This window comes from Flavobacteriales bacterium, from assembly GCA_020635795.1.
Lineage (GTDB): Bacteria > Bacteroidota > Bacteroidia > Flavobacteriales_E > Vicingaceae > Vicingus.
On sequence record JACJZD010000001.1, the window covers coordinates 347,876 to 372,268 of the forward strand.

Sequence of the window (24,393 nt, forward strand, 5' to 3'; positions counted from 1 at the left end):
TAATTATTTATCAATAATCAAAAACGTGTTCTACCTCAATATTAGTTGTTTTGCAGTGTTTTATAAATGCCAATAATTGATGGGTTGGTATTAGGTGAACCAATCGTTTTACTTGGTTGTTGGTTACTACGTTCGATTCGTAAAGCAATTCAGCACCCTTAAAATTAAAGGTTTGTGTATTGTTTTTAAGCACAGAAACAGCAATTTCATCGTTTCCACCAATTTCAAGAATAGTAAGGTCTTGTTCGCAAAGTGTTAAAATGGTTTCGGTAAAAGCTCCCCAACGGGTAATTCCAATAATTTGCTTGTTACCAATGGTGCTCATTATTTTTACGTTTTCCGATGCTTGTAAGGGCTCGTTGCTTGAAATTAATAAGTAAATATCGGTAACGGGTTCTTCGTAACTTGCCTTTGCAGCCCATTCAATCAATTGCGCATAACCAGCTTTAAACGTAAATTCGAAGGTAAAGAAAAGTGTTCGTTCCATTTTTCGTAACCAATTGCTTTCGGCAGTGTTAGAGGTCGACCACACCTTTTTTATCCAAGGCATAAATTGAAACTCGTACCAAGCGGTATGGTAAATAAAATCGCTGTAAGCACGTTGTGCTGCAACAATGGTTTTTTCTTCATCCGAAATTTGGCTGTTGGCAAACCAACCAAAAAATCTGCCAATGGTGTTTTCGTACAAAATTTTAACGGCATATTCTAAGGTAACACTCACACCAATAACTTGAAGCATGGTGGTGTATTCTTCGTTTTCTGGATATGCTTCCGAAACCAGTTTCATCGATTTGTCATACAAACTCCAATATTCATCAATAGAAGCATAAAAAGGAAAATCGGAAGGGTTGTTGCCTTCGGTTAAATAATCGGCATATTCTTTTGGGTTAAACACCAAATACCATTCAGGTACCGTTAAAATGGTTTGCTCCTCTTCTCGGTAATATCCTTTAATTTCATCTCGTTGTTTTTCAATGTTTTGAGTAATGTATGGATTGTATTTGTCCAACAATTTATTGGTAAAACGATGATTAGAATCCACACGGTTTTTAATTTCGAAATATTTGCTAGAATTTCGAAATCCTTGTTGAAATTGAGCAACAGTTGCGTGTGGCTGATAAGGTAAATACCAAGCGCCGTTTTCACTCAAAATGGCATCGGTCATTTCAATGGTCCATTGTTTAACAATGTCTTTGGCTTCTTGGTCGGTACCTTGTTTGTAATACACCACAAATGCAAAAACTTCTTCTCTTGCCCACGATAAATACGATTCTTTATCAGGGTAAGCATGGCGTAACGAAATGTTGATGATGTTGGCATCGTATTTATCGTAAATAGCCTTCATTTTTGGTATAAATGATTGGATGTTGTTTACGGGAATAAAATATTCTTGCAACACATAAGTTTGCTCTTCGCGAGAGCTTGGCTCTAATTCGCGAACATCATAACTCGCCTCTTTGTTTCTCCAAACCACTTTTTCTTCATTATAAACAATGGGGTCAATAATTGTTTTACGTATCCATTTTCCAAAACTTCCCCAAGAAACTACTTCAACAATTTTGGGTTCAATCCAATAATTTTCAGCTTTAGAAGTCACTCTGGTGGTGTCGGTTAATTCTTTGTCAGATTTTACCCAAGATACATTATTTATTACATCGTAGTTGGGTGGATATAAATCGCCATTCTGAAAAACAACCTTTTTGTTGTTACCAATGTTGTTGTTAAAAAAATCGTTGTAATATTTTACATCAACCAATTGGGTTTGACGTTCTACTTTTACATTGTCTTCCAATTGTAAAGTAGCTTCAACAATAACACCAATGCCTCCATAACCCCCAACCGCAGCATTAAAAATTTCTTGATTTTCGGTTCTGTTAGCAGTAATAATTTCACCCGATGCAGTAACAATTTTTAGTTGCTCTATTGACGAAACAATTGGTCCGTGACCAATATACCTACCATGACAGTTAACTGAAATGGAACCTCCAACAGTAAAGTTGGCGTAGGTTTGCATAATTTTTATGGAAAGATTATAAGGGTCAATGGCATTTTGTAGTGTCCGCCATGTAATTCCAGGTTGAATAGTTACTTGTTTCTTTTCGGCGTCAATGTTCAATACTTTGTTAAACTGACGCATATCAATGTGCAAACTATTTTCGTAGCCTATTTGCCCACCCATACTAAACCTTCCACCACCTATAGAAATTGGATCTGTGGTAGATTGTATGGCTGTTATAATTTCTTGTGTAGTAACGGGTGTTATTTCTTTACCAACTTGAATGGGATTAATGGCGGTAACATCATTTATTCGCTTGTTAGGCAATGTTTTATTGAAATTAGAATCACCAGCAGTTTGTATTAAGATGATTACAAAAAGGATATATCCTACTAGGAAGTAAAAAGGAATAGCACGACGCTTTTTTTTATGAATAAATGCTTTACATTTTTTAAAAAAAGTAAAAAGGAATTGTAGTATCAGGTAAAGTTTTGAGATTAATTTGTTCATTGAAAGAGAATTAAATTTTTGTAAACATCATTAATGCATTTTTGGTTGGGTCGCCTTCTTGAAACAGTGTTCGTTTATCGAATTTAAATCCAACTTTTTCTACAAAATCACAAATAAAATCGAGCGTATAAAAGTTTCTAATTTCACGGCTGTTATACTCCCAAGTTTCTTTAGTGCCCATATTAAAAACATCGTGAGCCAAAGCTACCAAAGTAGTTTGGTCATCATCAATACAGTCGTGGTCACGCAAAATTAATTTACCCCCAACTCGCATTGTATCTCTGATTGACGAGATATAAGGAATATGTAAATCAAGTGGACAATGGTGAAAACCAATGTAAACCGTTACTAAATCTAAACTGTTGTTAGTAATTAATGCAGCAAAATTGGTGTTATAATCTGCCATTGGAATGTAGTTGGCACCAATACTAATTTGACCTCTATCAATCATTTCGGTAATAGAATAACCAGGGGTTTTAAAGTCTGCATAAAATCGTTCGCCAGTAATATTTACTTTTTCTTCTAAATAATCCAAGTATCTTCCAGAAGATCCTATTTCTAAATAACCATTGTAAGTAGTTCCTTTTTCAAGTAAGGTAACTGCTTGTTTTGCCATTTCTTCCTTTTGTTTGAATAAGGCAGGTAATTGATAGTTTAATGCTGAAAACGTTGGAGTAATTTCATCTAATTTACTTTGTGCTTCTATATAAATATCTTTATCGGTTACTTTATTAGCAGTAGCTTTTGCAATAAGCTTGTGCATATCATTTTCTGGATAAAGATTAAACACATTTTTTAAAAATTTATAAAATTCAGACCTTAACTTGCTGTTGGAATAAATTCGTCGGAAGTTGCTTTTGGTTTCTGTAACCATAGCAATTATACTATTTGGGAAAGCTATTAATGGAGCACCAACCAGTAAAATGGTTTTTAAAAAGTCAGATCTTTTCATAATTCATCAGGTGTGATTAACACATATTAATCAAATGTAAACATTCATTACAACTTTGATTTATATAAAAACAAAAGAGATCTATACGATTTAGATCCACCCCTTTTGTTATGCTGTACTTTTCTCGAAATAATTTTATCTATAGTTTGATGTATTCACCCATAATGAAGTAAGACGTTATTTGTTAAATATAAATTGAAAGTATATTTTGTAAATTTATTCCATGAATATCTCAAGAAATAATATAATACAAAGCAAACACAATAATCCCATTTTATTGGATTATGGCTATAAAACAACTCAACAACAAAAACCAGTGGTTGTTTTTGCACATGGATTTAAAGGGTTTAAAGATTGGGGGCATTTCAATAAAATGATGGAGTTTTTTATTGCAAACAATTTTGTGTTTGTAAAATTTAATTTTTCGCACAATGGTGGTACAATTGAACAACCGATAGATTTTCCTGATTTGGAAGCTTTTGGCAATAACAATTACACCAAAGAATTGGATGATTTAGAAATGGTAGTTAGCTGGGTTGAACAAAATAAACTTATACCCAAAGAAGAAATTAATGGTAATGAAATTTATTTGATAGGGCATAGTAGAGGAGGAGGGGTTAGTATAATTCATGCTTTTGAAGACAAGCGGATAAAAAAGTTGGTGACTTGGGCAGCGGTATCAGATTTTTTGTTGCGTTTACCCCAAGATTTAACAAAGTGGAAAACCGACGGAGTATTGTATGTAGAAAATGGTCGTACTCACCAACAAATGCCCATGTATTACCAATTTGTTGAAGATAATTTAAAAAACAAGGAGCGACTTAATATTTGTAAAGCTGCCGAGAAATTAACTGTGCCACATTTAATTGTACACGGAACAAACGATGAAGCGGTTCATGTTTCTGAAGCAAAAAATTTAAAATTATGGAATGCAACCTCCGAATTGTTTTTAGTGGAAGGAGGTAATCATACCTTTGGAGCAAAACATCCTTTTGAAGACGACCATTTTCCTGTTGATGTTCAGTTAGTTTTAGAAAAAACTGTTGCGTTTTTAAAATGAAACTATTTTGCATTAAACTCGTGTAACCAAATCTGATACATTCGTAAGTATTCCAGTATAGCTAAGGCCTCTTCTTTATCTTCAATGGTTAAATTACAAGAGGTTTGATGTTGCAGCTGTGTTTTAATTGCAAACGAATCTTTAATAAGCATTTCGTCTTTGTTTAACATAAAATTTAATACCCATTCGGGTTTTCTAGTCCATAAAATATCACTAATATCAGGGCCAGTATTTTTATACTCCATAGTGTGACATTTACTACATTTTAGGTCGAAAATAGCTTTGCCATGTTTCATTAAAGAATCATTAATTGGATTTAGCTCTAATTTTTCAATTGGTCCTATACCGTTGGGGTGAAATGAAGCAATTGGCGTAGTGGGCGAGTTACAAGAAAATCCGACAAAAAGAATAATAAAAGTAACAATAGAGATAGATTTCATTTTATAAGCGTTGAATTTCAAAAGTAGGATAGCCTTTTTGTCCTAAATTGTTATAAAAATCGATAAAACGTAATTTGTAAAATAATCCTTGGGTGGTTTTAACTATAAAGCTTTTGTTTACGTCAATCGTAAATGAATTGTCGGAGCTGTTTCTAATTTTCCAGTCATAACCAATTTCATCCCAATAGTTAGTAAAAGTGTAGTTCGAGGTATCTTTTAGTGTAATGTTGAAAAAGTTATTGTTGTTATCTTCGGCAACCATAACGCCGTTATATTTATTGGTAAGCGTTTGCGTTAAAACAAATGGTAAAGTGAGGTTGTCAAATTTATGATGATGATTGGTAAACAATAAGTCCCACGAATTTTTTTCGGGTTCAAAACTCAAGGTTTGTCCGCCGTTATCAAAACTATAATGAATAAAGTTGATTGCTGAATTTTTGTAAAGAGTAACAGTTTGTTCATTTGAACCATCCAAATTGGCAAATTTAAAGGTGTAGGTAAGGGTGTTTACATCAATAAATTGAAGCTTTCGGTAACCTCTATGATTTCCGACATCATCATACTGCCTATCTACCAAATAAACATTGTTGGTGTTTACCCAGTTGCCAAAAGCTGTAGAATCTAAATTACCGTTTGGATTGTCCCACAACCAAGTTACACCACTTGCTGAGGTTACTGATGAAAAAGGAACATTGCCAAAGTTAGCGGCTAACATTCCAGTAGCATTATTTAATAAAATGTGTGAACCACTTGGAGTGCATTCAAAGGAAATATCCCAATCGTACTTGGTGTTGGTTTTTACTACTTTATTGGTTTCACAATCGTAATAGACTTGATTAAGGTATGGAAAACCTATTTCAATAATCACTGTTTCCATATTACCAGGTTCAGGTATAGGCACAGGTGTTTCTTCCTTTAAGCAAGAGCTTAAAAATAAAGGTAGAAATAGTATAACTAAATAATTTTTCATTAAAAGTTAAAGTTTAAAGATACGAAATATGATCTTCCCCAAAGTACGTTTAATCGGGAGGCATCGCTCTGGTTAGAAACGCCAAAAACATCTCCTACCATAATTACATCGGTAACATTAAAAATGTTTTTTACTCCTGCAGTTAAGCCTAATTTTTTGTTTAAAAAGTATTTAGTAGAGCTTGCATCAAAGGTGCTGTAATCGCCAATGTAGCTTTCTTTTACTTCGTCGGTATCTGTTAAGTAAAAGTTCCTGATAAGCCCTGTGTATTTGTAATTTAAGTTAATGGATAAAGCCAAACTATCGAAGTTTAAACCAATACTCGAGTTTACATCGTTGCTGTAAAAGAATTTGTTGTTAAAATTATTGTTGTCAAACAAAGAGTTGTAGTTGCCATAATAATTGTATCCAACAGAAAAGTTCATTTTTTTATAATCGTATGTTAAATTTAATGAAGAACCTTGAGTGGTTAAAAAATCGATGTTGGTGTATGTCCAATCTACATCAGTAGTTTGAGCTAAGCTGATTAAATTGTTGATTTTTGAGTAATATATTTTTGGCGTTAGTTGAAAATGATGGTCATCAATTTTTTTAGTGTAGTTTACTGAAAAATTAAAATGGTCAGAATTTTCAGCAATTAAATCGGTGTTTCCCCATAAGTTTATGGTAGAGTTGTAATGAAATTCTAAATAAAGCTCTTTTAAATCGGGCGACCGAAAACCTTTGGCATAAGATGTTTTAAATTGTAAATTATCAGTTGCATTATAAAGCAAATTTAGTGAAGGAATTATAGGTGCTTGATAGCGAGTGTTATAGGCAAATCGTACAGCAGGTTTAACTACTATTTTTTTTATAGGTTTATAATCTAATGTTGCAAAAATGGCATAGTCACCTATTTGTTGATTGGTATTGGTTACACGCTGAGCGGAAATAAAATCTTGTTTTAGTTCTGTACCTACCGAATAATTAAATTTTGTTGAATCATTTAAATGAGAGAATACTGTCCTAAATAAATAATTGTTGAAAATAGTGGTGTCTTGGTCAGTTTTGCTATCGGTTATGAGTTGTTTTAAAGTGGTTAAATCTTTAAAATAAATGTTTCTTGTTCGTTTGTAGTAAGATTGTGAAGCAGTTAAATCAATATAATTAAAAGGAGATACTCTGCCAGTTAATAACACTTTGTTGGTGAGTCGATGTGTTTTGTAATAAGTATCAAAAGCAGTAATATAATAAGGAGCTCTTGGCTCTCCTCGGCTAGTCATCAATTCTGTAAAACCATCAAATATGTAGGTGAGTTTTAAGTGCTTAATTCGTCGATTAAACATAAAAGAACCAAAATATTGCTCTCTTGGTTTCCATGTTTTAAAGCGTGAAGTATCTGGGTTTGCAAAGCCTTCGAAGAAATTTCTACCACCACTAAATTTAAAATTATTGTCTTTTATTTTGAAGCCAACGTTTCCACTAAAATTAAACTGCCCTATGGTTTCGTAGTAGCTTTTTAAATGAACACTTACATTTTTTACCTGATTTTTTTTGGTGATAACATTTATCGTTCCACCTAACGCATTTGTGCCATAAGCAACCGAAGTTGGACCATCAATAATTTCAATTTTTTCTACTTCGTTTAAGTTGATTTGAGAAATATCAATGTTACCGTTAATTCTGCCTTCCACCGGAACTCCGTCAATCATAAATTTTACATGATTGCCCGATAAACCATTCAGGTTTATGGCAGTTTCGTTAACGTGGCCGTTGTTGGTTTTAAAATTTAATTCGCTGGTTAGTGCTTCTCGTAGGTTTGATGCACCTTTCGTAATAATTTTTTCTTCACTAATGGTTTTAACATCATAAACTGATTCTTTTAATACAACAGGAATAAAATTAGCTGTAACTACCATTTGGTTTAACCCAAAACTTGTTTGTTGGAGTTTAATGGTAGCTTGTTGGTTCGCTGAAAGGGAAAAGATAGTTTTTTCGTAGCCGATGTATGAAACTTCTACCAATGTACTGTCATTGTAGGGACTAATTGCTTCTCCGTTTTCGTCAGTTATGGTCCACTTAAAATTGTTTGTGGTTAAGTTGGTAAACTTAACGTGAGCCAGATAAATAGGCTCGTTGGTTTTAAAATCAATAAGTTTGATTGTTGAGTTTTGCCCAAAAACCAAACTTATTGAAAATAAAATAATAAATCCAAAACTCAATATATGGTAGTTGAGTTTCATCGTTTTTTTACTGTTTTATAAACTTTTGTGATAAATTGTAGCTTTCTGATTTAATATTAACCACATAAAAACCATTACTTAAATCACTTGTATTGATATTGAGTTGTTGTGTTCCGCTAGAAGCGTTTAATCGTTGTTGAGCAACCAACACACCATTAATGCTGTAAATATCAATGTCTAACAATTCTGACTTATTGCTATTCAGTAATAAAGTTAAGTTGTTTTTAACTGGGTTTGGATACAATGCAAAAGTTGCTTGAACATTTTCATCAGCAATACCAACATTGTTTAATAGTTCTTTGTAAAAGAATGTTTTTCCGTTGCCCATTCCACCAAAAGCGGTGAATTGAATTCTGTAAAAATTAGTACTATCGTTGTCGTAAACAAAGTAAGCTACCGAGTCGTAAACATTCCAAAAAGCTTGTGCTGAAATGTATCTTTTCCATTCTCTACCTATGTTAGAAATGTTTTGAGTAAAAGCTGTTTGAGGAGTTGTTGAAACTGCTGCGGTTGCAGAGTCAACTTCGTGAGCTTTGGCACTCCAAACATTTTTATTGCTAAACACACTGGTTACTGAAACGTAAGTTCCTGGAGGATTAACATAGTCGGTATGCTTTACAAAGGTTAAATCCCACGATGAATTTACAGGTTCTCTATCAATAGTTTGGTTATTAAGAATAGAGTGATAGATAAAATTTTTGTTAGGATAAGTTGATTTAGTTATTGTAATAATTTGTTCATTACTTCCATCAATGTTTGCATATTTAAACGCCCAAACACCAGATTTTAAGCTTAAAATCCACAATTTTCTGAAGGAATTATCGCTCAGTTTAATTAGATAAAGTGAATCTCCAAATGTCCAAAAGTTGTTGGTTGGATTTAATATTCCCCAGCCCATGTCAAAAGTTCCATTAGCCCCTCTGTAAAGGTTAAATGCACCATTTGTCCAAGTAGTATCGGTATTTAATAATCTTTGCCAACTGGCATAATTGGTAGTGTCAAAAGTGCTCCAAGCCGATGTGTCTCCTGGATATGCCCATAATGTAGATGTTGCTTCATTTAATAAAATAGCACTACCTGCGGCACCAGCTCCACTTGCTGAAAAAGCGATGTCCCAATTGTTGTTATCTATATTAGCTACTTCACCATTGTCTAAACTGTAAAATACTTGGTTGGGGTATAAAGCACCCATTGATGTTGAATCATAAACAGCTTGGGCTTTAATGCTGGAAGTAATGATTAAAGCTGCTAGAATTGTGTAAATTGTTTTCATGATTTAGTTTAATTATTTATGGTGCTAAGTTCGTTATATCATTTAAAACATATCGTGAGTTTTGTAAGGTATTTATATGATTTTTATCATAAAAAAGTGGAGGGAAATTTCCCTCCACTTACCTAAAATTAACTCACAACCAATAACCTATTAATAAATATCGTGAGTCGTGTTGTAAACATTGAATTTACCTGTTGGGTTTTGTACCCAATCACCTTTAATGATTTGTTTTAATTCTAATGTTTTGTCGTTGTAAATTAAGATACCACTTGTTTTACCCATGAAAACAGATATCCAGATTTCATCACCATTTTTGTTGTATTCCATGTGAACCATTCTACCATCAACACCTTCTGGCATAGTAATGGTTTTTTTGTGTTCTAATGTTTGAGTATCAAACACATCAACAGCTGAATGTAATGCAACATCAGGGTTTAATGTTCTATCAACCCATAAGTGTTTAGATTTAGGGTGAGATTTCACAAATAATGCACCACCACCGTTACCAGGAGCTTGTATTTCTTTCACTACTGTCCATTGACCTTCGCCAGCGTTAGTTTTGATGAATGATAACTTATTTTCTCCAAGGTGACTAGTTACCCAAAGGTTACCTAAATTGTTTTTGATGTTTGTTCCTCTACCAGGGTGAGGTTTAATACCAGTTTCAATAATTTTTACTAGCTTTTTGTTAGGAACATCAATTACAACAATTTTGTTACTTGCATTTGCAGCTACTAAGAAATACTTTCCTGAAGCATCCCATCCACCATCGTGTAAGAATCTAGCTGAAGGAATTTCAGTAATTTTTGGATTTTTAGGGTCAGTATAGTCTACAATATCAACCATACCTCTTTCTTTAATGTTACAAATCCAAACTGGGTCGGTATGAGACGCTACGATAGATGCAACACGTGCTTCGTCAATGTGTTCCATGTCACCATCACAAGCTTTACCAGCAGTACTAGTTACACTAATTGGCTCTAATGTTTGAGCATCGAAAATTGCAATGTGAGCAGGGCTGTAACCACCAAATACTAAATATTTGTCTTCGTATCCTTTGTATTTAGAAACCTCAACTGAACGAGCATCAAAAGCTCCTCTTACTTCTGCAACAATAGTTGGAGTTTCAGTATAAGTATCAATCATGGTAATTCTACCGTCTCTACCAACTGAATAAATGTAACGACCAGAAGCAGATGTTCTCAAAATGTGTACAGCAAAACCTGTTTTTAGTACAGCTAATTCTTCTTTAGTATCTCCATCAATAACCGCTACTTTACCAGCATCTCTCATGATAACACCAAAGTAGTTGTCGATGTTTCTTTTGTGCATTGGTTTTGTCGGTCTGTCAGCAACAGGAACAATAACTTTCCAAGTTTCTTTGATTTCTTTCATTCCAAAATCAGGAATTTTTGGTGGTTCAACTTGTAAGAAACGAGTCATTAACTCAATTTCTGCATCAGTCATAATTCCTTTCCATTCTGGCATACCACCTGGTGTACCATTTTCTATAAATGCTCTTAAACCAGCTGCACCTAAAACTGTTGTTCCTGGCGCTGGATTGCCTTCTGGTGCAATAGGTAATAAGTGTGGACCTGTTGCTCCTAGACGTGATGAGCCGTGACAACCAGCACATCTGTCAAAATAAATATCTGAAGCTTGTTGCATTTCAGCTTCTGTTAGTTGGATACCCTCCGTTTTTGTTTCAGCTGTAGCGTCATCTTTAGGTTTTTCGCCTCCACCACAACTATACATTACCATTGAACTTGCAATTGATAAGTAGATTAGATGTTTCTTTTTCATGTTAAATTTTTTTATAATTAATTGATTATTGATTGCTATATAAACACTGTTTAAATTTTATATAAAGATATGAGTGTCTTTTATTCGTAGAAATGATTCTACTCAATACAAAAAGTGGTTTTTGGAAGATAGTTATATGATATAAATCATATTACAAAACTAATAAATAATTAGACATCCAATGATATAGCTTAATACAAATAAAATAGAAACCAATTTCCAAACAATATGAGCATGCTTAACTTCAACAAATTGGAAGGCAACAGTGAAAAATTTTATTGTTGTTAAAGAAATTATAATAAAAAATACATTGCTGATGGTTGATTCTGCTAAAAAAAAACTTGCAAGAATTAACGTAACCATTAATACCCAACTTATGGTGTTCAGTTTTATTTCGTTGTTCATGTTATAAAAGATAAAGTAGTGGAAAAATTAATATCCAGATTAAATCGCACATGTGCCAATAAGTTGCAATACTCTCTACATCAAACATATTTTCAGCATTGTATTTTTGTTTTTTTAAGGCTAGCGTAAGATAGCTTAGTAAACCAACACCAAATAAGACATGTACAAAATGAAACCCCGTCATTAACCAATAAAAAGTAAAAAAGGTGTTGTATTCAAAGCCTATTCCCATATTTATTTTCTGGTAATATTCCATTCCTTTTAAAAGTAGAAAAAGTACGCCCAACACTAAACTTATTGTTGTAGCTAATGAAGTTTTTTTAAAATCGTTTATACGTAAATAGTGTACAGCATTGGCTATAAAATAACCGCTCGTAATTAATATAATGGTGTTTATTGTTCCAACTGTTTGGCTTAAAAATTCCTGACCAATTTTAAATTCTTCTAAAGCATCACTTTTATAGGAAAGGAATACCATAGATGCACCTAAAAATGTAAAAATTTCGAGAATAATTAAAAACCAAATAAGGATACCTCCAGGAGGGTAGTAGATTGATTTTTTTGATGATTCTAGCGTGTTTTCCAAAATATTAATGTGTTAAAATTTTCTTATAGAATTTTCCAAAAGCAAATGGTAAATCCTCAGGTTTTGCAAGGATGTTATAATTATTATGACCAAACATTTGCGGTAAATAATATTTGGCATGTGCCTCAATAGCTAACGAAAAAGAATGAATGTGCTTGTTTTCTAATTCGTTTAAAGCTTTTTTTACATCTTCAATACCGTACCTTCCTTCGTAAGTGTCATAATCGTTTGGCTTTCCGTCCGATAAAAGTATAATCCATTTTCTTGAGGTGTTTTCTTTTTCTAGTTGACTTCCTGCATGACGAAGTGCTGTGCCAATTCGGGTAAAATCTTCGGCTTCAATGGCACCAATTCTGTTGCGGGTTTTAAGCCAACTTTCGTTAAAGGTTTTAATACTTTTGTACGAGCAGTTGTTTCTTGTACGCGATGAAAAAGTGTCTATTTGAAAGTTGATGTTAAACTCATTCAACACCTCCCCAAAAAGTAAAACGGCTGTTTTTTCTACATCTAAAACTTTTTGGTTGTTGGTGTATCCATCTGCAGAAAGGCTGGTGTCCATTAAAATTAAAACCGATAAATCCTTTTTTCGTCTTCGTTTGGTGGCGTACACTTTTTCAGTTGGTGTTTTGTTCGACATAATATCGGTAAACGCATCCACAATCGCATCTAAATCTACATTTTCACCATCTACAACTCGGTCAACTTTTTCGGTTTCGTTATGTATTTGTGAAAATAATTTAAGTAGTTCTCGTTTCGTTTTTTCGTTTTCTTTTATTGTTTTTACTGCATAATTTGAAAATCGTTCATCTACTTTTTTGGGATAAACCTTGCAGAAGTTTGGTTTATAAACTCGGTTTTTATAGTCCCATTCGTTGTAATGTAAAAAGTAACCTTTGTCTAACTTGTTTTCTACTAATATATTCGATTTACTGTTTACAAACTCAGCTTTATATACCGAATGATTGGCTTCATCTGTTCTTACCGTATGTTTTAAGTTTAATTCTCTTATGGCTTCTTCATCATCGCTCAAGGTGTCATCACCGTCCATTTCTTTAAAAGTTCCGTTAAATTCAGATGCAGTATCTACTTTCTCAAAATTGTTGGTGGCCACATTGTCTTCCATTTGCTTTTTGTCAATAGCAATGGTTTCAACCTCGTCGCTTGGGTTAGCATTTAGTTCGGTTGTTATTTCTGGTTTTTCGATTTTGTCGTTTGTGTTGGGTGATGTGGTGTTGGCACTGAATATATGCTGATTAATTTTCATCCATCTGCCAAAAAGCCAAGTGTAGTCTGTTTCTTTTTGCTGTTGTGCGTAAAATTGCTCTAAATTCTTTTTTTGAGTTTCAAAAATAGATTTGGTGTTAGGGTACTCTATAAAAAGTTGTTCTAAAACTTTTTCAGAACAATCAAGTGCTTTTTGTTGCGATACCGAAGGTTTGTTTTCTTCGTTGTCTGCCCAGTTTAATTGTAGTTTTTGCTGTACGGATAAATACAAGACCCTAAACAAGTAAAAATTTACATTGTCTTCTAATTTTTCGTTAAAATTGATATTTGAGGGCAAGTAAAAACTTAATCCCGACCAACCACCTTCGCGTTCTGAAGTATACACTTCATTTTGAAAGCCACTTAAAGCTCGGGCTAAAATGGTTAGTCGGGGTTTTAAGGGTTCTAAATAGACAGTTCGTTGTTCAACTTCTTCATCAACCTTTACCGTAATTTTTTTGTAAAAATTATAAATGCGTTTAAATATGACCTGATCTATTTCCAATTTTACTTTTTTTCAATTATTAATTTATATACATCATCAAGGTTATCTTCATTGCTAAAATTAACACCTAAATCAATAACATGTCCTTCGCGAATGTTGTAAACCCAACCATGAATATGTACAACTTGTCCTTTTCGCCAAACTCGTTGTAATATCGAAGTTTTTGCTAAATCATAAACTTGCTCAACCACATTTAGTTCTACAAAACGGTCAAACCTTTTGTTCTCGTCTTCAATACTGTTTAGCTCTAGATGATGTAGTCTATATACATCTTTAATATGTCTTATCCAGTTATCAATAATACCAAAATATTGATTGCCCATTGCAGCTTTAATACCTCCACAACCATAATGACCGCAAACTATTACATGCTTTACTTTTAAAACATTAACAGCATAATCTAACACACTCAGCATGTTCATGTCGGTATGTATAACCATGTTGGCAATGTTACGGTGTACAAAAACCTCACCTGGTTTAGCTCCAATCAGTTCATTTGCTGGTACTCGGCTGTCGGCACAACCTATCCAAAGTACAGGTGGTTGCTGTCCTTCGGCTAAATCTAAAAAATAATTTTTATCTATAGCTAATTTTTCTTCAACCCATTTACGGTTGTTTTCAATGAGTTGTTTATAAAATGTATGTTCCATTTTTTTAAATTTTATTTATGAGAATCTTTAGCTTTAACTGTTTTAATACCTTTGGTAATAACTTTTATATTTTTTGTTTTTGAAGTAAAATCTCTAAATTCTTTAATGTTTTCAATAACATCATAAGCAATAAAGTATGATTTTTCACCATCAATAATTATTGTACTGTCTTTTGGTAATTCATCTAATGTACGTGAAATATTTGCTTTATTTATAAAAGTAGTTTCTTCTGATAAAGTTAGGGTATAAACAGTCTTCCCGTCAATTATCTCAGATTTTAAATTTGCTGGGTTAAGGTAGTTTCTTCTTAAAATATAAAAGAATGCGACAACCATACCAATACCAATTCCTTTTAAAAGGTCGGTAGTTATAATCGCAATAATGGTGACTAAAAAAGCAATAAACTGTAAGTTGCCCAATTTATACATTTGTATAAAAATTTGTGGTTTTGCCAATTTATAACCAACCATTAATAGTATGGCAGCCAATGAAGCTAATGGTATTAAATTTAAAAAATTAGGGATGATTAAAACAGAAAGTAATAAAATTACACCATGAAAAATTGCACCCATTTTTGTTTTACCTCCAGCACCAATGTTTGCTGAGCTTCTAACAATCACCTGAGTAATAGGTAGTCCACCAATTAAACCTGAAATTATATTGCCTATGCCCTGTGCTTTTAATTCTTGATTAGTAGAAGTTAACCTACGGTAAGGGTCTAATTTGTCGGTAGCTTCAACGCAAAGTAATGTTTCTAAACTGGCTACAATAGCTAAAGTAGCAGCAATAACATATACTTGAGGGTTGGCAAAGGTTGTAAAATCAGGAAATTTAAAAAAGCTCATAAATTCTTTAGGTGAATTTGCTATAGGCAATTCAACTAGGTGTTTTCCTGTCATTTCTAACCCTGTAGAGAAATGTAGGAACAAATAATTCATTAATATACCAGTTAAAACAACAAATAAGGCTCCTGGTACAAATTTGAAAAGTTCAAATTTTTTCATGAATTTCATGTCAAATAAAATTAATAGTAGAATTGAAATGCTACTTATAATAATTGCGCCAATACTGTTGTATTTAAAGGCATAGTAAAGCTCCGAAAATGTATTGTGTCCATCTTTTTGATTTAAATCGATATCTCCCATAAAATCGGCATCATAACCAAGAGCATGAGGTATTTCTTTTAATATTAATATTATCCCTATTGCGGTAAGCATTCCTTTTATTACTGAAGATGGGAAGTAATATCCAATAATACCAGCTTTTAAATATCCAGCTACTAATTGTAAAACTCCAGCCAATACTACGGCAAGCAAAAATGCTTCAAAACTACCTAGTGTTTTTATTGCAGATAGTACAATAACAACAAGACCTGCTGCAGGACCAGATACTCCCAACGCAGAACCACTAAACGAACCAACTACAATACCACCAATAACCCCAGCAATAATTCCAGAAAACATTAAATCCGATCTCCCTGTTGAAGCTAATGCTATTCCTAAACAAAGTGGAAGTGCCACCAAAAAGACCACCAAACCAGCAGGTAAGTCATTCTTTAGGTATGAAAACATACCCATTTTTTCTTTTTTAAACATAAGTCTAAATTAAATTGATAAATAAATTTTTTTAATACTCGAACGAGCAAAATTATTTACCCAAGTGGTGGAGGGGTTACAATGTCAATGAAAACTGAATTGAAATATGAGTTTAGATAGAAGGGTTTTAATGTACTTATTTCTATGAATTCAGGAAATTGTCGATAAATTTCATTACCATGCTGCTCCTCTTCTTCAGTTAAATTTAGCGTATTTGAATTGGATCTGTTTTTTGTTCTCGTTTCTTCTTCTTCAGCTAGTTCGGTTGAAACAATAAATTTTTTAACATTACAAATAGAAGTAAGTATAATACTTGATAATAAAATCGATGCTAATATGAGAGATATTACGACAATATTTTTCATTGCGCTAATTTAATGTTTTATGTCGTTTTTTTGTTTCAACTCTACTTTTTAAAAAGTTATATACTTAAACTTATTAAATCTTTTAAAGCGGTTAAAGTGTCTTCATCATCAGTTAATGGTTCAGCAATGGCTACATCGCACGATAAGCGCTGTGGTAAACCACTTTTAATTAATAGTGCAGCATCAACCAGTAGTCTAGTAGAAACGGTTTCGGCTAAACCAAGTTCTGTTAGGTTTCTTATTTTGCTACCTAATTTCACTAATTTTTTTGCTGTATCATCATCAATACCTGTTTCTTCTAAAAGAATTTCGGATTCTAATTTGTTGTCGGGATAATTAAAAGATAGTGATACAAATCGTTGGCGAGTTGAAGGTTTTAATTCTTTAAATCCCTTTTGATAACCAGGATTGTATGTTGCAATGAGCATGAAATTTTCATCGGCAGCTACTGTTTCGCCTGTTTTGTCAATAAATAGTGTTCTTCGGTGGTCGGTTAATGAGTGGAGTGCCACAATAATATCAGGCCTAGCTTCAGCAATTTCATCTAAATATAAAAATGCACCTTCTTTAACTGCTCTAGTCATCGGTCCATCAATCCAAACGGTTTCATTACCTTTTATGATGTATCTGCCAATTAAATCAGTCGATGAAGTTTCTTCGTGACAAGCTACAGTGTAGAGTTTTTTACCAAGTTTTTCAGCCATGTACTCAACAAATCTCGATTTACCTGTTCCTGTTGGTCCTTTAAGTAATAAGGGTAATTTGTTTTTGTATGAGTGCTCAAAAATTTCTTGCTCTTTGCCTATAACTTTATAAAATGTATTCTTCATTTGGTTTTATTTAAGCAGGAGAAACAATTGTTTCTCCTGCTTATTAGATTACTAACTTGTTTATTGCTCTGAAACTAATGCTTCATCAGTTGGTGTACCATGTTGGAAAAAGTTAATGATGTATAATGTAATTCCAGCGGTAAAACCAGTAGCACATAAAATCAATACCAAAAAGTGAGGTTCAATTTCTTTTTGAGTTTCCATAAAATCAACACCCATAATTCTTTCCATATAAACTTGAGCTACACCAGCTACACCAAAAGCTACAGTCATACCAATCATACCAATATTACTTAACCAGAAAGCGTATCTTGTCATGTTATTGTCGTATAATTTTCTACCAGTTATGTTGGGCATTGCGTAAGCAATAATTGCTAAAACTATCATGGCGTAAGCACCCCAAAAAGCCATGTGCCCGTGCATTGCAGTTACCAATGTTCCATGTGTGTACATGTTTACATTTGGTAATGTATGAGCAGCTCCAAGTAAACCAGCACCAACAAACGAAGTTATTGCAGCGCCTAATGTCCAGTTTAAAGCAGTTTTGTTTGGATGTTTTTTCTCGCCTTTACGGTACATATTGATTGCGAATAAAGCCATTGCTAAGAAAGCAAGTGGTTCTAAAGCTGAGAATATTCCTCCAATCCATAACCAGTATGATGGAGCACCAATGTAATAGTAGTGGTGACCTGTACCTAAAATACCTGATAAGAAAGTTAAACCAACAATTACATACAACCATTTTTCGATAACCTCTCTGTCAACACCTGTGATTTTAATTAATAGGAACGCTAAAATACCACCCATGATAAGCTCCCAAACTCCTTCAACCCAAAGGTGAACAACGTACCATCTGTAAAATGAATCTAATGTTTGACTATCAAACCATATCATACCAGGAAGGTATAGTAAAGCTGCAAACAATAATCCCATAGCTAAAACCAATGCGGTAGTTGTTTGTTTTTTACCTTTAAATAAAGTCATTAAAATGTTAAACAAAAAGGCTAAAACATTGACAACCACGAGGTAGTCTAAAGGTCTTGGTATTTCTAAGAACTTACGACCTTCCCACCAGTTTAAATGGTAAGCAATTACAGCTGTAACACCTACTGCTAAAAAGCTAATTAGTTGTATAATGGCTAATTTTGGTGAATACAATTCGTTTTGCGATTCTTCAGGAATAATGTAGTATGCAGAACCCATAAAACCTAACAATAACCAACAAACCAATAAATTGGTGTGAACTGCTCTTGCAGTATTAAAAGGAATAATATCATGTAAACCATCCATGCCCATGTGAGCAAAGCCCATGATAAATCCATAAATTATTTGTAGTGCTAATAATCCTAGTGCTGATAAGAAAAACCAATAGGCTATTTTTTGTGTCTTGAATTTCATAATAATATATTTTTATTGGTTATTAATTATTTATTTGCTTCAATTTTATATTTTGGTTTGGCTGGGAAACCATTTAAATCAACATTTCCTATCCATTTAAAGTACTCAACCAAGTTATTTGCCTCTTCATCAGAAAAACCGTAAGCAACCATTTTTCTGCCAGAAGTATGTTCTCCCCATGGGGTTGGCGACATTAATAATCCTTTAATGTATCCTTCACCTCTTCTTTCTACTACCTTGGTAAGTTCTGGTGCATAATAAGCACCTTCACCAAAAATAGTATGGCAACCCATACAATTGTTTTCTTCCCACAAATGTTTTCCTGCAACTACTGCTGGAGTAATGTTTTCTTCGTGGGTTTGTTCTCCAACTCGGTTCATGTGAGTATCGAGCGAAAGCCCAAGAAACAACACCGAGAAAATTACTGTTCCTGCTAGGAAGAACAATTTTGCTTGACTTTTTGTTAACATAATGTTTTAGTTTTTAGTTAGTAAATTAATAATAGACACTAATGTCTTTTATTCTGTAAAAATACAACAGAATTCGTTTTTATAGTTTTGATAATAATCAATATTAAATCTGTTTTTTAGAATACAAAAGTATGATTAATATCATACTTTATTAAATAGATATAATTTCTTCTAGTTTCTTTTGGTTGATGATTTTAACCTTTTTGTTGTCTGTTTCAATGATTTTATCTTCCTTAAATTCTGCCAATACTTTGGTTACTTGATTCGAATTTAATCCAACCAATTCTGCAATATCTTGTCTGCTTAATTCTTCCAAATTGTTTATTTCCGATTGAGAATTTAAGCCTAGTTTTTCAATCAATATTAAAATGGCTTTGGCAACCTTCTCTCTAACATTGAAAACAGCCATATCACGTAACCTTGCTTCTTCGTAGTTGAGTTCGTTGGCAAGAAACAGCATTAAGTTGATGGTAAGTTTTGGCGTGTCTTCAAGGATTTTGTAAAAAAACTTTTTACCAACAAAACAAATGTAAGACTCAGTAATGGCTTCGGCTGAAACGGGGTAGGTATTAGTAGAAGAAAAACCACGATGACCTAAAAAATCGCCCTCACTACTTATACGTACAATTTGGTTTTTGTTAAAAGCACCGTTTTTAAAAACTTTAATTTTACCAGATTGTATAAAATAAATACCATCTGTAGTATTGCCTTCGTGAAAAATCAATTGTTTTTTGGAATATCTATTCACTATTTTTTGCGTGTCCATTTCATTCATTAACGAAATAGAGCAATACTTTTTAATGAAACAATTTTCATTTTTACAATCGAAACAGGAGATTTTATTTTTAATCATTAATAGTTGGGTAGGTTTCTTATAAAGGCATTTCCTTCTTCTATTTTGGTAATTAAATCTGATATTTTCTTGTCGCTAAACATAAAATATAATCCATCCCTGTACAATTTAAAATCATGATGTAATGGACATGGATGAGTTTCTGAACATTCTTTTAAACCTAATCCGCAACTGGTAAAAAAAGATAAACCGTCAATTACTTCTATAATTGTAAGTAACGAAGTTTCTTTAGATTTTTCGTTTAAGTAAAAGCCCCCATTTGGTCCTTTTACAGACTGAACGATGTCGTGCTTTACTAAGCGTTGTAGTATTTTGCTTAAAAAATGTACAGGCAAATCAAGCTCTTCAGCAATTTCTTTTATGCCAAATTTATGCTTAACTGTAGCATGATGACCTATATATATAATAGACCTAAGAGCGTATATGCAAGATTTTGATAACATAAAAGGTTTATAAGGTTATACGTTTAGGAGTTTAGAGGTTTATTTTCTAGCCTCCTAAACGTATAAGTTGAATTAAAGTAATTCTTGCTCAAATTTAATTGCTTTTGGGAACAATATGTTATTCTCCAAGTGAATATGTTGAAAAAGATCGTTTTGGTACTCTTCCAACTTAGAGTATAAAGCTCTGAAAGTGTTGCAAGCACCAGCAGGAGGCGTGTAATTGTTGCTCAATTCCGCTATTTGTCTTAAAATATCTCCGGCATCGGTGTGTTCGGCTTCCATCATGTTTATAGGGTTTTGGATAGTGCCAAAAGGAGGAGGAGCTAAAGGTGTGCCTTCTTTTTTTGCTTTACCTATTGCTTTTATAAATGGAAATAAAACATTCTCCTCTTTATGCATGTGCATGTTCAATTCGTTCGATAAATCGTGAAACAAGTTGTTTATTTCTACAACCTCAGTATAATGATGTCCGTGTACTTTTGCAACTCTTTCAGCATATTGTCTAATTAACTGATTTGCTTCTGCCACATATTTATGATGTGTATTAACAATGTAATCGGCTAAAAAATCCAAATCCCATGAATTAAAATCGTGACCAGTAGCTGGTGCTTTACCTATGTTAAGAATGTCTTCCTTAATTTTTGAGTAATCTACTCCTTTTTTTGCACAAACATCTTTTACGTTAACATTTCCTCCACAACAAAAATCTATTCCGTTTTTTTTAAATACATCAGCAGTTCTGATGTTTTCTGTAACAATCTCTGCTACTGTTTTTTCATCTATATTTTCCATAATTATGTGTTTTATTATGGTACAAATATACAAATAATTTTATTAATAGAATAAAAGACCTAAATATCTTTTAATAAAATAGTTTCATTTGCTTGATAATTTTTGGTGTAATAATTTGGTAATCACTGTTAATGCTCAATTGTTGGATTTCTGCTTAACAAAATTTGGAAATTAAGAATGCATTGTTAATAAATTTTGCCAAACTACCCTTCAAGTCCCACTAATAATGAGCTAACTTTCTGTTGAAAAAAATAGCTTTAATTTTTATTGAAAGAAGAGGATTCTCTTTCTAACTTGCACAAGCATTTTTACAGTAAGATGTAAAGAAGTAATAACCCAACAAAACCCTTTTAAACACATGAAAGAATCAATTAACGTAATCAGTGAAACAGCAAAAAAAGTTGATGAAGTAGCATTAAAAATCGACGAAAATGGAAAAAACAAGATGAAAACCTATTCATTTGATGAAGCATTGAAAGATGCAACAAATTATTTTAAAGGAGATGAGTTAGCCGCAAATGTGTGGATTAACAAATATGCTTTGAAAGATTCTGATGGGAACATTTACGAAAGTAACCCTGATCAAATGCATAGACGTTTATCTGCTGAGATTGCGAGAATTGAAACGAAATATCCGAATTCATATTCTGAAGAGGAAATTTATCAAGTGTTAAAAGATTTTAAATACATTGTTCCTCAGGGTGGTCCAATGACGGGTATTGGAAATGATTTCCAAATTGCTTCTCTTTCAAATTGTTTTGTTATTGGTAGCGACGGTGAGTCTGATTCGTATGGTGGAGTTATGAAAATTGATGAAGAACAGGTTCAATTAATGAAAAGACGTGGAGGTGTTGGTCATGATTTATCTCACATCCGTCCAAAAGGAAGCCCTGTTAAAAATAGTGCATTAACATCTACAGGTATTGTTCCATTTATGGAAAGATATTCTAATTCTACAAGAGAGGTTGCTCAAGATGGTAGAAGAGGTGCTTTAATGTTATCAGTTTCTATTAAACATCCAGATGCAGAACAATTTATTGATGCTAAAATGGATGGTACTAAAGTTACTGGTGCAAATGTTTCGGTAAGAATTGACCACGATTTTATGAAATCTGTAAAATCGGGAACTCCATATACCCAACAATATCCAATTCATTCAACAGAACCAAAATTCACGAAAGAAGTTGACGCAAAAAAGATTTGGGATAAAATCATTCACAATGCGTGGAAATCGGCTGAGCCAGGTATCTTGTTTTGGGATACTATTATTAACGAATCTATTCCAGATTGTTATGCCGACTTAGGGTTTAAAACCGTTTCTACAAATCCATGTGGAGAAATTCCATTGTGTCCTTATGATAGTTGTCGTTTAATAGCTGTTAACTTATATAGTTATGTAGAAAATGCTTTCACGCCAAGTGCCACATTTAACTATCAAAAATTTAACAAGCATGTTGGAATGGCTCAACGTATTATGGATGATATTGTTGATTTAGAATTAGAAAAAATAAATAGAATTGTAGAGAAGATTGAAGCTGATCCAGAAAACATTGAATTGAAAAGAACAGAGTTAACACTTTGGAAAAAAATAAAAACCAAATGTATTCAAGGAAGAAGAACAGGTGTTGGTATTACTGCAGAAGGAGATATGTTAGCAGCACTAGGTTTTAAATATGGTACTTCAGAAGCAACAGATTTCTGTGAAGATATTCACAAAAAATTAGCTTTGGCTGCTTACCGTTCTTCAGTTGATATGGCTAGAGATAGAGGCTCATTCCCTATTTTTGATGCAATACGAGAAGAAAAAAATCCAATGATTAACCGCTTAAGAGAAGAAGATGAGCAGTTGTATCAAGACATGGTTAAATATGGTAGAAGAAATATTGCGTTGTTAACGATTGCTCCAACAGGAACAACTAGTTTAATGACTCAAACATCTTCAGGTATTGAACCAGTATTTATGGTTTCTTACAAAAGAAGAAGAAAAGTTAATCCAAACGATAAGCAAGTAAAAGTTGATTTTGTTGACGAAGTAGGTGATTCTTGGGAAGAATACCACGTATTCCACCATCAGTTTATGACTTGGTTAACAGCAAACGGGTACAATGCTGATGAGGTTTCTAAAATGGAAGAAACTCAATTGAACGAAATTATCGCAAAATCGCCTTACCACGGAGCAACAGCTAATGATGTGGATTGGGTAGAAAAAGTAAAATTACAAGGTAAAGTTCAAAAATGGATTGACCACTCAATAAGTGTAACAGTTAACGTTCCAAACGATTGTACTGAAGAATTAGTAAGTCAGATTTACCAAACAGGATGGGAAAGTGGCTGTAAAGGAATTACAGTTTACAGAGATGGTTCTAGAAGTGGTGTATTGATTTCTAATGATAAAAAAGAAGATAAAAAAGATGAGAATATTTATACATTTTCTGAAACAAATGCGCCTAAGAGACCGGATAAATTAGAAGCAGAAATTATTCAGTTCAACAACGAAAGTGAAAAATGGATAGCTGTAATTGGTTTGTTAGATGGAAGACCTTATGAAATATTTACAGGTGCTGCTAAAGAGTCATTCTCAATTTTATCTCATGTACAAAAAGGTTGGGTAATTAAAGAAAAAGCAGAAGACGGTAAAACGCGTTACGATTTCCAATACGAAGATAGTCATGGTTACAAAACTACTATCGAAGGTTTATCAAGAACATTTAACCAAGAATATTGGAATTATGCTAAATTGATTTCGGGAGTATTAAGACACGGTATGCCCTTGAGCTTTGTGGTTGACATGGTAGATAACTTACATTTAAGTGATGAAACCTTAAATACTTGGAAAAAAGGTGTGGTACGCTCGTTAAAGAAATTTATTCCAGACGGAACGAAACCAGCTGAAAATGTTTGCCCAAGTTGTAAAGAACCATCGTTAGTTTACGAAGAAGGTTGTTTAAACTGCAAAAGCTGTGGACACTCAAAATGCGGTTAATAATTTGATTATACAAAGTGCGTAAAAAA

The 24,393-nt window shown here is 33.1% G+C and carries 21 protein-coding genes; 2 read left to right on the forward strand and 19 right to left on the reverse strand.

Translation table 11 applies throughout. The annotated features are described in order from the left end of the window. Positions 1 to 10: 10 nt before the first annotated feature. Together H6589_01500 and H6589_01505 are read right to left on the reverse strand one after the other, a co-directional pair. A complete protein-coding gene (locus H6589_01500; protein MCB9173263.1) occupies positions 11 to 2,281 on the reverse strand; it encodes an FAD-dependent oxidoreductase in 2,271 nt (756 codons plus the stop codon). 235 nt (positions 2,282 to 2,516) lie between these two features. Continuing rightward, positions 2,517 to 3,458, reverse strand: coding sequence for a dehydrogenase (locus H6589_01505; protein ID MCB9173264.1), 942 nt, complete (start codon positions 3,456 to 3,458; stop codon positions 2,517 to 2,519). A gap of 223 nt (positions 3,459 to 3,681) precedes the next feature. Between H6589_01505 and H6589_01510 the strand changes: the two genes are divergently transcribed. After that, a complete protein-coding gene (locus tag H6589_01510) occupies positions 3,682 to 4,518 on the forward strand; it encodes a prolyl oligopeptidase family serine peptidase (GenBank protein MCB9173265.1) in 837 nt (278 codons plus the stop codon). Positions 4,519 to 4,520: 2 nt separating this feature from the next. Here H6589_01510 and H6589_01515 read toward each other — a convergent pair whose 3' ends face one another. The 17 genes from H6589_01515 to ric form a co-directional block, all read right to left on the reverse strand. Continuing rightward, positions 4,521 to 4,958, reverse strand: coding sequence for a c-type cytochrome (locus H6589_01515; protein MCB9173266.1), 438 nt, complete (start codon positions 4,956 to 4,958; stop codon positions 4,521 to 4,523). Position 4,959: 1 nt separating this feature from the next. Next, the gene (locus H6589_01520; protein MCB9173267.1) at positions 4,960 to 5,928 is read right to left on the reverse strand and encodes an HmuY family protein; all 969 of its coding nucleotides are present in this window, start codon (positions 5,926 to 5,928) and stop codon (positions 4,960 to 4,962) included. Then, positions 5,928 to 8,150, reverse strand: coding sequence for a TonB-dependent receptor (locus H6589_01525; protein MCB9173268.1), 2,223 nt, complete (start codon positions 8,148 to 8,150; stop codon positions 5,928 to 5,930). Before H6589_01525 ends, H6589_01520 begins: the two co-directional genes overlap by 1 nt. Before the next feature lie 7 nt (positions 8,151 to 8,157). Then, positions 8,158 to 9,423, reverse strand: a complete 1,266-nt coding sequence (locus H6589_01530) for a T9SS type A sorting domain-containing protein (GenBank protein ID MCB9173269.1) — start codon at positions 9,421 to 9,423, stop codon at positions 8,158 to 8,160. 150 nt (positions 9,424 to 9,573) lie between these two features. After that, positions 9,574 to 11,226, reverse strand: coding sequence for a c-type cytochrome (locus H6589_01535; GenBank protein MCB9173270.1), 1,653 nt, complete (start codon positions 11,224 to 11,226; stop codon positions 9,574 to 9,576). A gap of 159 nt (positions 11,227 to 11,385) precedes the next feature. After that, a complete protein-coding gene (locus H6589_01540; protein MCB9173271.1) occupies positions 11,386 to 11,631 on the reverse strand; it encodes a hypothetical protein in 246 nt (81 codons plus the stop codon). 1 nt (position 11,632) lies between these two features. Further along, positions 11,633 to 12,217, reverse strand: coding sequence for a cytochrome c oxidase subunit 3 (locus H6589_01545; GenBank protein MCB9173272.1), 585 nt, complete (start codon positions 12,215 to 12,217; stop codon positions 11,633 to 11,635). 4 nt (positions 12,218 to 12,221) lie between these two features. Next, positions 12,222 to 13,985 (reverse strand): VWA domain-containing protein, encoded by a 1,764-nt coding sequence (locus tag H6589_01550; protein ID MCB9173273.1) that lies wholly within the window; start codon positions 13,983 to 13,985, stop codon positions 12,222 to 12,224. Positions 13,986 to 13,987: 2 nt separating this feature from the next. Continuing rightward, entirely contained in the window at positions 13,988 to 14,635 is a 648-nt protein-coding gene (gene can / locus H6589_01555) for a carbonate dehydratase (GenBank protein MCB9173274.1), read from the reverse strand. A gap of 11 nt (positions 14,636 to 14,646) precedes the next feature. After that, complete coding sequence (locus H6589_01560) at positions 14,647 to 16,212, reverse strand: SulP family inorganic anion transporter (protein ID MCB9173275.1); 1,566 nt, start codon at positions 16,210 to 16,212, stop codon at positions 14,647 to 14,649. A 74-nt stretch (positions 16,213 to 16,286) separates the two neighbouring features. After that, positions 16,287 to 16,595, reverse strand: coding sequence for a hypothetical protein (locus tag H6589_01565; GenBank protein ID MCB9173276.1), 309 nt, complete (start codon positions 16,593 to 16,595; stop codon positions 16,287 to 16,289). A 56-nt stretch (positions 16,596 to 16,651) separates the two neighbouring features. After that, a complete protein-coding gene (locus H6589_01570) occupies positions 16,652 to 17,425 on the reverse strand; it encodes a CbbQ/NirQ/NorQ/GpvN family protein (GenBank protein MCB9173277.1) in 774 nt (257 codons plus the stop codon). Between the two features lie 60 nt (positions 17,426 to 17,485). Further along, entirely contained in the window at positions 17,486 to 18,823 is a 1,338-nt protein-coding gene (locus H6589_01575) for a cbb3-type cytochrome c oxidase subunit I (protein MCB9173278.1), read from the reverse strand. 26 nt (positions 18,824 to 18,849) lie between these two features. Beyond that, entirely contained in the window at positions 18,850 to 19,293 is a 444-nt protein-coding gene (locus H6589_01580; GenBank protein MCB9173279.1) for a cytochrome c, read from the reverse strand. Positions 19,294 to 19,444: 151 nt separating this feature from the next. Then, positions 19,445 to 20,041 carry a Crp/Fnr family transcriptional regulator gene (locus tag H6589_01585; protein ID MCB9173280.1) on the reverse strand — a complete coding sequence of 199 codons (597 nt, stop codon included), beginning with the start codon at positions 20,039 to 20,041 and terminating at the stop codon, positions 19,445 to 19,447. A gap of 104 nt (positions 20,042 to 20,145) precedes the next feature. Further along, positions 20,146 to 20,589, reverse strand: coding sequence for an Rrf2 family transcriptional regulator (locus H6589_01590; protein MCB9173281.1), 444 nt, complete (start codon positions 20,587 to 20,589; stop codon positions 20,146 to 20,148). A gap of 72 nt (positions 20,590 to 20,661) precedes the next feature. Further along, positions 20,662 to 21,381 (reverse strand): iron-sulfur cluster repair di-iron protein, encoded by a 720-nt coding sequence (ric, locus tag H6589_01595; GenBank protein ID MCB9173282.1) that lies wholly within the window; start codon positions 21,379 to 21,381, stop codon positions 20,662 to 20,664. A 445-nt stretch (positions 21,382 to 21,826) separates the two neighbouring features. On the opposite strand from ric, the gene H6589_01600 reads away from it, so the two are divergent. Continuing rightward, positions 21,827 to 24,364, forward strand: a complete 2,538-nt coding sequence (locus H6589_01600) for an adenosylcobalamin-dependent ribonucleoside-diphosphate reductase (protein MCB9173283.1) — start codon at positions 21,827 to 21,829, stop codon at positions 24,362 to 24,364. Positions 24,365 to 24,393 lie beyond the last annotated feature (29 nt).

Coding starts and splice junctions, on each gene's coding strand:
- H6589_01580 (MCB9173279.1), bottom strand. CDS start 19,293: ATGTTAACAAAAAGTCAAGCAAAATTGTTCTTCCTAGCAGGAACAGTA.
- H6589_01565 (MCB9173276.1), bottom strand. CDS start 16,595: ATGAAAAATATTGTCGTAATATCTCTCATATTAGCATCGATTTTATTA.
- H6589_01540 (MCB9173271.1), bottom strand. CDS start 11,631: ATGAACAACGAAATAAAACTGAACACCATAAGTTGGGTATTAATGGTT.
- H6589_01505 (MCB9173264.1), bottom strand. CDS start 3,458: ATGAAAAGATCTGACTTTTTAAAAACCATTTTACTGGTTGGTGCTCCA.
- H6589_01590 (MCB9173281.1), bottom strand. CDS start 20,589: ATGTTATCAAAATCTTGCATATACGCTCTTAGGTCTATTATATATATA.
- H6589_01520 (MCB9173267.1), bottom strand. CDS start 5,928: ATGAAAAATTATTTAGTTATACTATTTCTACCTTTATTTTTAAGCTCT.
- H6589_01530 (MCB9173269.1), bottom strand. CDS start 9,423: ATGAAAACAATTTACACAATTCTAGCAGCTTTAATCATTACTTCCAGC.
- H6589_01570 (MCB9173277.1), bottom strand. CDS start 17,425: ATGAAGAATACATTTTATAAAGTTATAGGCAAAGAGCAAGAAATTTTT.
- can (MCB9173274.1), bottom strand. CDS start 14,635: ATGGAACATACATTTTATAAACAACTCATTGAAAACAACCGTAAATGG.
- H6589_01560 (MCB9173275.1), bottom strand. CDS start 16,212: ATGGGTATGTTTTCATACCTAAAGAATGACTTACCTGCTGGTTTGGTG.
- H6589_01600 (MCB9173283.1), top strand. CDS start 21,827: ATGAAAACCTATTCATTTGATGAAGCATTGAAAGATGCAACAAATTAT.
- H6589_01510 (MCB9173265.1), top strand. CDS start 3,682: ATGAATATCTCAAGAAATAATATAATACAAAGCAAACACAATAATCCC.
- H6589_01515 (MCB9173266.1), bottom strand. CDS start 4,958: ATGAAATCTATCTCTATTGTTACTTTTATTATTCTTTTTGTCGGATTT.
- H6589_01575 (MCB9173278.1), bottom strand. CDS start 18,823: ATGAAATTCAAGACACAAAAAATAGCCTATTGGTTTTTCTTATCAGCA.
- H6589_01535 (MCB9173270.1), bottom strand. CDS start 11,226: ATGAAAAAGAAACATCTAATCTACTTATCAATTGCAAGTTCAATGGTA.
- H6589_01525 (MCB9173268.1), bottom strand. CDS start 8,150: ATGAAACTCAACTACCATATATTGAGTTTTGGATTTATTATTTTATTT.
- ric (MCB9173282.1), bottom strand. CDS start 21,381: ATGGAAAATATAGATGAAAAAACAGTAGCAGAGATTGTTACAGAAAAC.